At 67.6% G+C, this 12,309-nt stretch carries 10 protein-coding genes and 1 tRNA gene; 7 read left to right on the plus strand and 4 right to left on the minus strand.

The genetic code is table 11. The features are described from left to right. Positions 1-40 precede the first annotated feature (40 nt). From H9656_RS08375 to H9656_RS08385, 3 genes are all read left to right on the plus strand, one after another. Complete coding sequence (locus H9656_RS08375) at positions 41-766, plus strand: TVP38/TMEM64 family protein (protein WP_191743685.1); 726 nt, start codon at positions 41-43, stop codon at positions 764-766. Then, complete coding sequence (locus tag H9656_RS08380; protein WP_191743686.1) at positions 763-2,223, plus strand: sensor histidine kinase; 1,461 nt, start codon at positions 763-765, stop codon at positions 2,221-2,223. Before H9656_RS08375 ends, H9656_RS08380 begins: the two co-directional genes overlap by 4 nt. A gap of 96 nt (positions 2,224-2,319) precedes the next feature. Beyond that, the gene (locus H9656_RS08385; RefSeq protein ID WP_225212275.1) at positions 2,320-2,823 is read left to right on the plus strand and encodes a cell wall hydrolase; all 504 of its coding nucleotides are present in this window, start codon (positions 2,320-2,322) and stop codon (positions 2,821-2,823) included. A gap of 76 nt (positions 2,824-2,899) precedes the next feature. On the opposite strand, the gene H9656_RS08390 is transcribed toward H9656_RS08385, so the two are convergent. After that, a complete protein-coding gene (locus tag H9656_RS08390; RefSeq protein WP_191743687.1) occupies positions 2,900-3,943 on the minus strand; it encodes a ribonucleotide-diphosphate reductase subunit beta in 1,044 nt (347 codons plus the stop codon). A gap of 148 nt (positions 3,944-4,091) precedes the next feature. Between H9656_RS08390 and H9656_RS08395 the strand changes: the two genes are divergently transcribed. Beyond that, positions 4,092-4,748 carry a glutathione S-transferase family protein gene (locus H9656_RS08395; RefSeq protein WP_191743688.1) on the plus strand — a complete coding sequence of 219 codons (657 nt, stop codon included), beginning with the start codon at positions 4,092-4,094 and terminating at the stop codon, positions 4,746-4,748. Positions 4,749-4,751: 3 nt separating this feature from the next. Here the strand turns inward: H9656_RS08395 and H9656_RS08400 are convergent, their stop codons facing one another. Together H9656_RS08400 and H9656_RS08405 are read right to left on the minus strand one after the other, a co-directional pair. Beyond that, on the minus strand, positions 4,752-6,110 hold the full coding sequence (locus H9656_RS08400) for an acetyl-CoA hydrolase/transferase family protein (protein ID WP_318240612.1): 1,359 nt from the start codon (positions 6,108-6,110) through the stop codon (positions 4,752-4,754). 71 nt (positions 6,111-6,181) lie between these two features. Next, positions 6,182-6,919 (minus strand): phosphatase PAP2 family protein, encoded by a 738-nt coding sequence (locus tag H9656_RS08405; RefSeq protein ID WP_191743689.1) that lies wholly within the window; start codon positions 6,917-6,919, stop codon positions 6,182-6,184. Between the two features lie 294 nt (positions 6,920-7,213). On the opposite strand from H9656_RS08405, the gene H9656_RS08410 reads away from it, so the two are divergent. Both H9656_RS08410 and H9656_RS08415 read left to right on the plus strand, forming a co-directional pair. Next, a complete protein-coding gene (locus H9656_RS08410) occupies positions 7,214-9,097 on the plus strand; it encodes a ribonucleoside-diphosphate reductase subunit alpha (RefSeq protein WP_191743690.1) in 1,884 nt (627 codons plus the stop codon). Between the two features lie 169 nt (positions 9,098-9,266). Continuing rightward, entirely contained in the window at positions 9,267-10,121 is an 855-nt protein-coding gene (locus H9656_RS08415) for a lipid A-modifier LpxR family protein (RefSeq protein ID WP_191743691.1), read from the plus strand. A 39-nt stretch (positions 10,122-10,160) separates the two neighbouring features. Here H9656_RS08415 and H9656_RS08420 read toward each other — a convergent pair whose 3' ends face one another. Beyond that, on the minus strand, positions 10,161-11,912 hold the full coding sequence (locus H9656_RS08420; protein WP_191743803.1) for a gamma-glutamyltransferase family protein: 1,752 nt from the start codon (positions 11,910-11,912) through the stop codon (positions 10,161-10,163). A gap of 177 nt (positions 11,913-12,089) precedes the next feature. Here H9656_RS08420 and H9656_RS08425 point away from each other — a divergent pair. Next, positions 12,090-12,166 (plus strand) — tRNA-Arg (locus H9656_RS08425). Positions 12,167-12,309 lie beyond the last annotated feature (143 nt).

Below are 12,309 nucleotides of genomic sequence, written 5' to 3' on the forward strand. Positions count from 1 at the left end.
AATCCGCTAGGGATGCAGAAGGAAGAGGACGGAGCGCGGTTTGAACCGGGTCAAAAGATTTCTGCCCCTGGCCGTGCTGCTGGCCGCCGCCGCCCTGATCTTCGGCATGGGCTGGAATCGCTATCTGTCGCTGGACACGCTGCGTGAACACGGGACGGTGTTGGAGACCCTGGTCGCCCAGCGCTACCTGCTGACGCTGGGCGCCCTGATGCTGATCTTCGCCCTGCTGACGGCCAGCGTGGTGCCGGGCGTCGTCTTCATCACCGTGACGGCGGGCTATCTGTTCGGGCCGTGGGTCGGGGGCGTGGCCACCGCCTTCGCCGCAACCGTGGGAGCCTTGGCTGTGTATTACGTTGGACGCACAGCCCTGGGCGATTCCTTACGCCGCCGCGCCGCGGCTGACACCGGCCTGTTGAACAAGGTCTGCGCTGGGGTGGACAAGAACACCTTCTGGTATGTGCTGGTCGCGCGCCTAGTGGTCACCGTGCCCTTTCACATGATCAATGTGGCGGCGGGCGTCATGGCGGCGCCCTTGCGCCCCTATGTCGTCGCCACCTTCGTCGGCCTGCTGCCCGCCCATGTCATCTATTGCTGGATCGGCCACAGCCTGCACGAAGTGCTGATCACCAACCCAAGCCCGGACATCCGCAGCCTGTTCGCGGAGTTCTTCTGGCCGCTGATGGGCGTGGCCTTCCTGTCGATGCTGCTGCCCCTGCTGCTCAAGCTGGCCCAGAAGCTGCGCGCTTCCCCCCGGGAGGCGTCATGACCGCCAGCGAGCTGCAGTCCCCCATGCCCGAGATCACAACCGTGATGGAACGGCCCGAGCCGCGCCGCCGGTTCGCCCTGCCGTCGCCGGACGGCCTGTCGGTGCGGCTGCTGGTGCTGACGGTCGTTTTCACCCTGTCGGTCGTCGGCCTGATCATCGTGCCCAGCGCCGCCTCCTTCCAGGAGCGGTGGTTGATGGACCGGTTGCAGGCGGCCGAGCTGGCTTCGGTCGGGGTCGAGGCCCTGCCCTATTCGGCGGTGGAGGATACGACGGCGGAGCAGTTGCTCAGCATCGGCGGAGTGCAGTCGGTCGTGGTCGGCGAACAGGGCGTGCGCCGCCTGCTGCTGCAGGCCCCCAACCTGCCGCGCGCGCCCGAACTGATCGACCTGCGCCAACCCAATATCGGCGCGCGGCTGACGGCCCCGTGGAAGACCCTGTTCGGCCACCCGGACCGCTCGCTGCGGGTGCAGGCGGCGCCGCGCTACCGCTCGGGCGACCTGATCGAGATCCTGGCGCCCGCCGAGCCCTTGAAGAAGGAGCTGGCGACCTATCTGCGGAATAATCTGGCGGTCGCCCTGCTGATCGCGGCGGTGGCGGGCGGCCTGCTGTACGCCGCCCTGTCCTATCTGGTGCTGCAGCCGCTGGGCCGGGTGACGCGCTCGATCGAGCGCTTCGCCGCCAATCCGGAAAGCCCGCCTGAACCGCCGTCCAACCGCCGCGACGAGATCGGCCGGGTCGAGCGCGAGCTGGCCCGGATGCAGGAAGAGGTGCGCCAATCCCTGCGCTCGCGCGCCCGTCTGGCGGCGCTGGGCGAGGCGGTGGCCAAGATCAACCACGACCTGCGCAACATGCTGACCTCGGCCCAGATGGCGTCCGAGCGGCTGTCGACCTCGTCCGACCCGCTGGTGGCGACCGCCCTGCCCCGGCTGGAGCGCGCCCTGGGCCGGGCCTCGACCCTGGCGCGCAACGTCCTGGCCTATGGCAAGACCGAGGAGCCGGCGCCCCAGCGTCAGAAGATGCTGTTGGCCCGCGCCGTCGCCGCCGCCGCCGAGGACGCCGGGCTGGAGCCGGACGGGGTGAAGCTGGTGCGCGACCTGCCCGCCCGCTTCACCGTCAACGCCGACCCCGACCAGTTGCACCGCATCCTCGTCAATCTGATGCGCAACGCCCGACAGGCCATCGAGGCCAACCCCGAGAACGGGGGCAAGGGCGCCATCACCGTGAGCGCGGCGACCGAGGAGAGCGAGGCCGTCATCGCCATTGCCGACAACGGCCCGGGCATTCCGCCGCGCCTGGCCGCGCGCCTGTTCGAGCCCTTCGTCAGCGGCAGCAAGACGGACGGCACGGGCCTGGGCCTGACCATTTCGCGCGAGCTGGCGGCGAACCACGGGGGGTCGCTGATGCTGGTCGACACCGGAGCGCGGGGCGCACGGTTCGAACTGCGCCTGCCGACCTAGGACGCAGCCAAAGCGACTCATAAAGCGTTGTTCCCCTGAAGTCTTGGAAACGCCAAGCTTGCGGCGTTCCGTCGCCGCGTCAGAAGGAGATTTTCGATGATTCGCTTTCCCGTCCCGCGAAGCGCCGCCCTGGTCCTGCCCCTGGCCCTGGCCGTCCTGACCGCACCGGCGGTCGCCCAGACGACGACGCCGGGCGCCGCCCAGGCTCAGACCCCCAGCCAGGCCGAGACCCAGTCGCGCGATCACGTCGCAGACATGCTGGCCAAAGGCGAGCGCTACCGACGCGCGCCCGATTCGGCGCAAACGCCCGAAGAGCTGCGTCAGACCCGCGCCCTGAACGCCGAGATCGTCGCCCAGAACGACCTGGCCGAGAACGAGGACCGCGCCAATCAGGCCGCCCATGCCGAGGCCCAGCAGCGTTGGCAGGAGAGCGAGGCCGAGGCTCAAGCCGCGCGCGAACGGCATGAGGCCGACCTGCGCGCGTCTGCGGAAGCCCAGGCCCGCTATGATCGCCAGATGGCCGACTGGCGCGCCACCGTAGCGGCCTGCGAGCGCGGCGACCGCGCCCGGTGCAACGCCGGTCGCCAGACGCCGAACTAGGCCGTGTAAATAAAGAAAAGGGCGCCGCCGACCCTACGTCGGCGGCGCCCTTTTTACTGAGCCTCAGCGGGCCGGATCAGGCCTCGACGCTGTCCGAGCGGCGCTTCATCATATTGTCGAAGCTGTCCCAGACGCCATCGGCGCCATGCCAGGCCCCTTGCGTCGCCGCCTTGGAGTATTCGGTGGCGCGGGCCTCGAAGAAGTTGGCGTGCTCCACGCCGCTGAGCAGCGACTGCAGCCACGGCAGCGGGTTCTCCGTCACCCCATAGACTTCCGGCAGTTGCAGCTGGCGCAGGCGCCAGTCGGCGATGAAGCGGATGTAGGCCTTGATGTCATCCGGCGTCATGCCGTTCACCGGACCCATCTCGAAGGCCAGGTCGATGAACTTGTCCTCCATCTCGATCACCGTCTTGCAGCAGTCGACGATGTCGTCGGCCACGGCCTTGGTGACGGCGCCCGTCTCCTTGTTGAAGGCGTGGTACAGCTTGATGATGCCCTCGCAGTGCAGGCTCTCGTCGCGCACCGACCAGGACACGATCTGACCCATGCCCTTCATCTTGGACTGGCGCGGGAAGTTCATCAGCATGGCGAAGCTGGCGAACAGCTGCAGCCCCTCCGAGAAGCCCCCGAACATAGCCAGCGTCCGGCATACGTCGGCGTCGGTCTCGACGCCGAACTGGCCCATGAAGTCATGCTTGTCGCGCATGGCCTCGTATTCCATGAAGGCGCCGAACTCGCTCTCGGGCATGCCGATGGTCTCGAGCAGCAGGGCGTAGGCCGCGATATGGATCGTCTCCATATTGGCGAACGCCGCCAGCATCATCTTCACTTCGGTCGGTTTGAACACCCGGCCGTAGCGCTCCATGTAGTTGTCCTGAACCTCGATGTCCGCCTGGGTGAAGAAGCGGAAGATCTGGGTCAGCAGGTTGCGCTCGCCGTCGTTCAGATTGGCCGCCCAGTCCTTGACGTCCTCGCCCATCGGGACTTCCTCGGGCATCCAGTGGACCTGCTGCTGCTTCTTCCACATATCGAAGGCCCACGGGTAGCGGAACGGCTTGTAGGCGGCCGAGGGGGTCAGCAGGCCGGGCGTGCCGGGACGAATGATAGCGGGAGCGTTCATCGAAAGGACCTGAGGCGAATCCGGAGAAGGTGCGTTTCACCATGCGTCCCCCTGCGCGCGGGGACAAGGGAGGATGCGCACATCTAGCGATCACTTTTCGATCGACCGCTAGATGTGGTGTTTCGATGACAGGAAACTGGGGAGGAAGATGGGGATGGATTTCACGCTCTACGGCGCCGCCGGATCCGGGTCGGTCCCGGTCGAGGCCGCGCTCCGGCTGATCGGGCTGGACTATCAAGTGGTCGAGGCCCCTACCTGGGAAGGCGAGGCCGAACGCGCCAAGGTGGCGGCCGTCAACCCGATGCGGCAGGTGCCCGCCCTGATCACGCCGGCTGGGGAAGTCATCACCGAAAGCGCGGCCATCCTGATCTGGCTGGCCGATTCCCACCCGCAGGCGCGGCTGGCGCCGACGCTGGACGATCGGCGTCGGGCGCAGTTCCTGCGCTGGATGAGCTTCATCCCCGCCGCCGTCTATTCGATGTTCTGGGTGCGCGACGAGCCGTCCCGCCTCGTGGGCGCCGATCCAAAGGCTCAGGCCGAAATCCAGCAGCGCACCGCCGACCGCATCGCCGACTGCTGGCGGATGATGGACAGCCAGATCACGCCCGGCCGCTTCCTGCTGGGCGAGGAGATTACGGTGCTGGACCTCTATGTCGCGGTCGCCAGCCGCTGGACGCCGCGCCGCCGCCGCTTCTACGCCGAAGCGCCGGGCATGGCCCCGGTCGTTCGCCGCGTCGACGCCCTGCCCGCCCTGCAAGACTTCTGGGCGGAGCGCTTCCCGTTCGACGACGGCTGGGAGGGTTAGGGCCTAGATCAGACCCATCGCCCTCGCCTCACGCTCCAGCCCCTCGCGGAACTCGGGCGCGGCCAGGCCGATCAGGGCGCGGGCGCGGGCGTCGTCGGTCAGCCCCTTCAGATTGACGGCCCCCTGCTCGGTCACGACGTACTGGACGTCGTTGCGCGGGGTCGTCACTGGGCCGTCCAGCCGCGCCACGATACGCGAGGCGGTCCCCCTCGCCGCCGTCGAGTGACAGGCGATGATCGACTTTCCACCCTGCGACGCCGTCGCCCCGCGCACGAAATCCAGTTGGCCGCCCGCCGCCGTATACTGCCGCCCGTTCAGGTGTTCGGAACAGCAGGCCCCGAACAGGTCGATCTGCAGCGTGGCGTTGACCGAGACCATCCGATCGTTGCGGGCGATGACGGCCGGGTCGTTCACATAATCGACCGGATAGGCCTCGACGGCCGGGTTCTCGTGCAGGAACTGATAGGTCGAGCGGTCGCCCATCGAGAAGGTGAACACCGTCTTGCCCGGATGCAGGGTCTTGCGCGCATTGGTGACGACGCCCGCCTTCATCAGTTCGACCAGACCCGGCGTCAGCATCTCGGTGTGGACGCCCAGATCGCGATGATCGTGCAGGGCCGCGCACACGGCGTCGGGCAGGGCGCCGATGCCCATCTGCAGCGTCGCCCCGTCCTCGACCAGTCCCGCGATCAGGGCGCCGATGGCCAGGTCCTGCGGCTGCTGCGGCGCCTTGCCCGCCTCCAGCAGGGGCGCCGCATGCTCGACCAGGGCCGCGACTTTCGACACGTGCACGCGGCAGTCTCCGAACACGCGCGGCATGTGCGGATTGACCTCAAGGATCACCCGCTGCGCGCTCTTCGAGACAGCCAGGGCGTAGTCGGTGTTGGTGCCGAAACTGAAATAGCCCTCGGCGTCCATCGGCGAGACGGTCGCCAGCAGGGCGTCGACGCCGATCTCCTGGGTCAGCACCCGAGGCGCCTGCTGAAAGCCGGTCGGCACGAACCAGACGGCGCGGCGGCCTTCCTCGATCGCGCGCGCCTCCAGCTTCCGTTCGATGGCGCCGTGGAACAGGCTGTGCGGGCGGATGCGGTCGGTCAGTTCGTAGCGCATCACCGTCTCGCCCGCGATGGCGGTGGACAGCAGGTAGTAGAGGTTGATGTCGCCGACCTGCCTCGCCTCGGCCCGGTCGGCCAGGGCCCTCAACAGCGCGGGCGGCTGGCCGACGCCCAGGGCCATGGCGACCTTGGCGCCCGACGGAATCAGGGCGGCCGCCGCTTCCGGCGTGCTCAGGCGTTCAGCGTAAAGGGCGGCGAAATCGGTCATGGCGAACTCCAGCGGGCGCTTGTCGGCGTCAACGGCCACTATCCGTCACCGATGCGGAGGCGCGGCCTAGACATTGGTCTAAGGAGCGGTTTGCCCTGAGAGGATCAGGTCTAGGGCGCGTCCTGCAGGGGCGCGTCGTGCAGGCGCTGTCGCCGCTCCGCCGCATAGGCGACCAGCCACAGGGCCATCGACCAGGCGGCGCCCACGCTCCAGCCCGCAAACACGTCAGACGCCCAGTGCGCGCCCAGGTAGATGCGCGTCAGCCCGATCAACAGGGCGATCACGACCGCGCAGCCCAGCACATAGGCCTTCAGCCGCCGGCGCGGAAAGGCGCGCGTCAGCATGACCCCCAGCGTCAGATAGAAGACCGTCGACAGCAGGGCGTGGCCGGAGGGGAAGCTGGCGTTCAGCGTCTCCACCGCCTGATAGATCTGCGGCGGACGCTCGCGCTCGAACAGCGCCTTCAGGCCTTCGCTCAGCGCGACCCCACCCGCCAGACCGACCACCAGCATCAGCGCCGACAGCCGCTTGCCCATGATCAGCAGGAAGCCGATGGCGATGACGGCGAACAGGGTCAGAACCGATATGCCCCCCAATGACGTCAGGTCCGCCGCCGCCTCATGGAGCCACCACGGCCCCCAGGGCCGCCCCGGATCGTCGGCGAAAGGACGCACCGCCGCCAGCACCGCCTGATCGAAGGCCTGGCCGTCCGCCTCACGCATGTCGTCAGCCACCTCGATGAAGGTCAGCACCCCCAGGGCGACGACCAGCATGGCGGCCACGGCGGCGATTTCAGTGCGCGCGACGCGCAGCGCGCGGGTCAGGAAGGCGGTGGGATGCGGGGCCATGGGGCGCTAACGGCGAAGCTGGGGGGACGTTCCGTCACGGGGCCGATCACGCGTTCGTGAACACGCCCGTGACGACAGGAAGTGTGCGGCTTGACGGTTGTCTTTTCCGACTTTTCCACAGGGCTAAACCTGGAGGAATCTCGCGCCGCCACATCGCCGGGACAAGATCAAGACTTTATAAAAAATTAAAGATATGCACCCATACATCTAGCCGAACTTGAGCCCACAAACACTATATCTAGTGTTTCAAACCGGTACGGCCTTCTAATGCATTTGTTCGGGACAGGGACGAAAATGGCTGGTGGCGAAGCGTTGCAGACGACGGAATTCTCTCAGGTTTCCCCGGCTCCGATCGAGCTGAAGCCGGAGCTGAAGGTGGTGGGCGGCCTGAAACTGGACCGCACGCGCGACGCTCTGCTGACGGATTTCGGCAAGAAGACGCTCGAAGACCGCTACCTGCTGCCGGGCGAAAGCTATCAGGACATGTTCGCCCGCGTCGCCACGGCCTATGCCGACGACGCGGATCACGCCCAGCGCGTCTATGACTACATGTCCAAGCTGTGGTTCATGCCGGCGACGCCCGTCCTGTCGAACGGCGGCGCCGATCGCGGCCTGCCGATCTCCTGCTTCCTGAACTCGGTCAACGACAGCCTGGACGGCATCCAGAACGTCTGGAACGAGAACGTCTCCCTGGCCTCGAACGGCGGCGGCATCGGCACCTATTGGGGCGGCGTCCGCTCCATCGGCGAGAAGGTCAAGGGCGCGGGCCAGACCTCGGGCATCATCCCCTTCATCCGCGTGATGGACAGCCTGACCCTGGCGATTTCGCAAGGGTCCCTGCGTCGCGGCTCGGCCGCCGTCTATCTGGACATCCACCACCCGGAAATCGAAGAGTTCCTCGAAATCCGTAAACCCTCGGGCGACTTCAACCGCCGCTCGCTGAACCTGCACCACGGCATCAACATCACCGACGCCTTCATGGAGGCGGTCCGCGACGGCAAGCCGTTCGACCTGATCTCGCCCAAGAACGGCGAGGTCCGCAAAACCGTGGACGCCCGCAATCTGTGGACCAAGATCCTGGAAATCCGGATGCAGACGGGCGAGCCCTATCTGATCTTCTCGGACACGGTGAACCGGCAGATGCCCCAGCACCAGAAGGACCTGGGCCTGTCGGTCAAACAGTCCAACCTGTGCTCTGAAATCATGCTGCACACGGGCCTGGACCATAAGGGCGTCGAGCGCACCGCCGTCTGCTGCCTGTCGTCGGTCAACGCCGAGACCTTCCTGGAGTGGCGCGAAGAGCCCCGCTTCATCGAGGACATCATGCGCTTCCTCGACAATGTGCTCGAGGACTTCATCACCCGTGCCCCGTCGTCGATGGCCGCCGCCGTCTATTCGGCCCAGCGCGAGCGTTCGGTCGGCCTGGGTCTGATGGGCTTCCACTCCTTCCTGCAGGCGCAGGGCGTGGCCTTTGAATCGGCCATGGCCAAGAGCTGGAACATGCGCCTGTTCAAGCACCTGCGCCGCGAGGCCGATAAGGCCAGCCGCACACTGGCCGAAGAGAAGGGGCCCTGCCCCGACGCCGCCGATCGCGGCGTGATGGAGCGCTTCAGCCACAAGCTGGCCATCGCCCCGACCGCCTCGATCTCGATCATCTGCGGCGGCACCTCGGCGGGCATCGAGCCGATTCCGGCCAACATCTACACCCACAAGACCCTGTCGGGCTCGTTTGCGGTCAAGAACCCCTATCTGCAGAAGCTTCTGGGCGAGAAGGGCATCGACACCGAGGCCGTCTGGAACTCGATCCTGGAGAACGAAGGCTCGGTCCAGCATCTGGACGCCCTCAGCGACGACGAGAAGGCCGTCTACAAGACCGCCTTCGAACTGGACCAGCGCTGGGTCATCGAACTGGCCGCCGACCGCACCGGCGACATCTGCCAGGCGCAATCGTTGAACCTGTTCATCCCGGGCGACGTCAACAAGTGGGACCTGCACATGCTGCACTGGTCGGCGTGGGAACGGGGCCTGAAGTCGCTCTATTATCTGCGTTCCAAATCGGTGCAGCGCGCCGCCTTCGCCGGCGCCGACGACAAGCAGGAGGAAGAGGTCGATCCGAACCAGCCGGACCTCTTCTCGGCCGCCCCCACCGACTACGACGAGTGCCTGGCCTGCCAGTAAGGCAAGCCTTAGCCGTCATCGCCATCGCCTTTGAGCCGCCCGGGGAACCCTCTCCGGGCGGCTTCGTTCGTTTGACAAGGATTAAGGCGCAAAAGAGTCCGTTGCGGTTCCCCGGCGTTCGTGCACAGTGGAACCGTTAACGGGTCGGGAGGGACCGTTGATGCGGCGCATGGCATGGGCAGGAGTGGCGATCGGGGCGGCGACTGTCGTCTCCATGCCCGCGTTAGCCCTGCCCCAGATTGAGGCCGAGGGCCCCATCGTCGCGCGCGGCGGCGAGGCCGTCCGGTTCGAAGACGCCGCCTCCCTGGTCGACAGCCGCCTGCCGTTCTCGGCCGAGCCTGAGGCGGCCTTCGGCGCCCCGGTCCAGATCAATAACGCCTCTCGTTTCAGCGCTGACGCCGGTCAACTGCGGCAAGAGGCCTGGTTCGCGGGCGACGGCTTCACCGACCGCCTGCGCATCACCACATCCGGCGAGCTGCGCCACGCCGACGGGTCGCCGGCCCCGCCGCGCGCCCTCGACCCCGTCGCCTTCTCGGGCGAGAGCTATGACGTCACCTATACGCGCGGGTGGACGGCAGCCAGCGGCCGCACCGCCTCGGGACTGGAGGTGTCGCTGACGCCGCACGCCGGCTTCGGCGTCGGCAGCGACGGCCCCTCGGCCGAGGCCGGCGCCACCCTGCGCATCGGCGAGAACCTGGACCGCCTGGCCCCCAACGGCGACGAGGCTTTCGGGGCACGCCCGCGCTGGTACCTGTACGCCGCAGGCTCCAAGCGGGCGGTCGGCTACAACTTCGCCCGCACGCGCGACGGCGACTTCGCCCGCTCCGGCGTCAGCCAGGACGCCGGCACCTATCTCGGCGACGCCTCCATCGGCGTGGCCTATCGCCGGGGCGCGATGCAGAGCTCGTTCGGCGTCGTCTACCGCGAGATCGAGGCCAAGGGCCTGCGCGGCTATCAGGGCATCAACACCGACGTGTCGGAAGGCCTTGTGGCCTTCCAACTGACGATCCGCCCGCCGCGCTGACCGGCGAAACCGGCTCCGCTGGCGGAAGCCGATCGCCGGCTACTGCGTCCGCGCCACACCCTCGCGACGATTGTCGGCCGCGCCGTCCCAACGGCCGTTGCGCCACAGTCCGCCGTGCAGTCCTGACGTTTCGGTGTCGTTGGGACGCAGTTCGACGCCGCGCGCCGCCATGCCCGCCTGGATATCGGCGGGGAAGCCCTCGGTGTCGGCGCCGAAGCCGTCGCCCTTGGCCACCAGATTGGGCAGGTCAAACGCCTGCTGAAGCGGCAGGCCCCAGGCCAGGGCGCCGATCAGGGCCTTGGCGTTGTAGGCGAGGATGGACGAACCGCCAGGCGAGCCCAGCGCTCCGAGCAGCCGCCCCTCGCGGTCCAGAATCAACACCGGCGACATGGACGAACGCGGCCGCTTGCCCGCCGCAACGGCGTTGGCCGCCGGCGCGCCATCAGACGCTGTCGGGATCATGGAGAAATCGGTCATCTGATTGTTCAGGAAGAAGCCGCCGGCCATCCGGCCCGAACCGAACAGGCTCTCGACCGTGGTGGTCATGCTGACGGCGTCGCCCTGGGCGTCGACGATAACCAGGTGCGACGTGCCCGCCGGCTCGCGCGTGGCGTCGGCGCCGACCTTCGGCGCCCCCGCCGGCACGCCATAGGGCGCCGCGCCGCGCAGGCCCGGCGCCAGCGCCGCGCGCTCGGCGACATAGGCCGGGTCCAGCAGACCCGCCACAGGCACGGAGACGAAGGCCGGATCGCCGAAATACCGGTCGCGGTCGGCGTACATCAGGCGCTGAAGCTGGCCGAAGGCGGCCCAGGCCTCGGGGCTGTCCGGCCCCTTGTCGATGTCCGGAGTCTGCTCGGCCATGGCCAGCAGCTCCAGGATCGAGGCGCCGCTGGACGGCGGCGGCGGCACGCAGATGGTGTAGATCTTGTAGGGACCGCACACGGCCTCACGCACCAGCGGGCGGTAGCCGGCGATGTCCGCAGTCGTCAGGGCGCCGGGGCGCGGACCTTCGGACACCGCCTCGACGATCGCCTCGGCCAGCGGTCCCTGCTGCAGGGCGGCGGCTCCTTCGCGGGCGATGCGGCGCACCGTCTCGGCATAGGCGGGGTTCTTCAGGACATCGCCCGCCTGATAGCGCCCGCCATCCGGCTTGGTGAAATACTCGGCGGCCCAGCGGGTCTGAGCCTGACGCGCATCGCCGTTGATCATCCCCGCCAGACGCGGGCTGACGACAAAGCCGTCCTGCGCCAGGGTCTCGGCGTCTCCGAACAGCTCCGACCAGGCCAGGGCGCCGTGCTGCTTCTGCGCCAGGGCCAGCATGGGCACCACGCCGGGCGCACCTGTCGATCGCCCGCTCAGCACCGCATCGCTGAAGGCCAACGGCTTGCCGTTCTCGTAGAAGAGTTCGGGCGTGGCGGCGGCCGGCGCCGTCTCGCGCCCGTCATAGACGGTGACGGCGCCGCTCTCAGCGTCATAAACCATCATGAAGGCGCCGCCGCCCAGGCCCGACGACTGCGGCTCGACCAAGCCCAACACGGCCTGCACCGCCACCGCCGCATCCACAGCCGAGCCGCCGCGCGCCAACACCTTCATTCCCGCCTCGACCGCCAGGGGGTTGGCCGCCGACACGAACGGTCCGCGCGCGACGGCTTCCTGTGTCGAAATCGGCGCCGCAACCGCAGCGGTCGTCGCCGCCTCCGTCCCCTCGGCCGTCGTCGCACAGCCCGCCAGCAACAGGCCGGCCATGGCCGTCCCGGCCAGCAACGAAGAAACCCTGCGCACAGAGCGCATATCGGAGAAGGAAAGGGTGCGCACGCAAGCACTCCGGGACTTTTGAAGGGAGGCTTTATGCCTAGGCCCGCAGGCCCCCGAGGCCAACCCCGCATTTTCTCAAGATTTTCTGAGAAAAGCTGCTTGCCAGCGCCAGAACGACCCGCTAGATACCCGGCCCTGCCCGCAAGGCGGTGCGCACCCGTAGCTCAGCTGGATAGAGCACCAGACTACGAATCTGGGGGTCAGGAGTTCGAATCTCTTCGGGTGCGCCATCTTTCCAAACATCGCTGAAAACGCTGCGGATTTACCGTCCGCACAACCGTTTCCGCACGATGGCTACACAAACCGTCTCCACAATCGGACCGACTATCAGGGTCTAAACCTTTCTGATTATTCAGGAAAACGGTCGAGCGGC

The organism is Brevundimonas guildfordensis, assembly GCF_014836405.1.
Taxonomy (GTDB): Bacteria; Pseudomonadota; Alphaproteobacteria; order Caulobacterales; family Caulobacteraceae; genus Brevundimonas; species Brevundimonas guildfordensis.

Bases quoted from the DNA above. Each gene is read 5' to 3' on its own strand.
- H9656_RS08380 (WP_191743686.1), top strand. From the start codon at position 763: ATGACCGCCAGCGAGCTGCAGTCCCCCATGCCCGAGATCACAACCGTG.
- H9656_RS08385 (WP_225212275.1), top strand. From the start codon at position 2,320: ATGATTCGCTTTCCCGTCCCGCGAAGCGCCGCCCTGGTCCTGCCCCTG.
- H9656_RS08390 (WP_191743687.1), bottom strand. From the start codon at position 3,943: ATGAACGCTCCCGCTATCATTCGTCCCGGCACGCCCGGCCTGCTGACC.
- H9656_RS08395 (WP_191743688.1), top strand. From the start codon at position 4,092: ATGGGGATGGATTTCACGCTCTACGGCGCCGCCGGATCCGGGTCGGTC.
- H9656_RS08405 (WP_191743689.1), bottom strand. From the start codon at position 6,919: ATGGCCCCGCATCCCACCGCCTTCCTGACCCGCGCGCTGCGCGTCGCG.
- H9656_RS08410 (WP_191743690.1), top strand. From the start codon at position 7,214: ATGGCTGGTGGCGAAGCGTTGCAGACGACGGAATTCTCTCAGGTTTCC.
- H9656_RS08415 (WP_191743691.1), top strand. From the start codon at position 9,267: ATGGCATGGGCAGGAGTGGCGATCGGGGCGGCGACTGTCGTCTCCATG.
- H9656_RS08420 (WP_191743803.1), bottom strand. From the start codon at position 11,912: ATGCGCTCTGTGCGCAGGGTTTCTTCGTTGCTGGCCGGGACGGCCATG.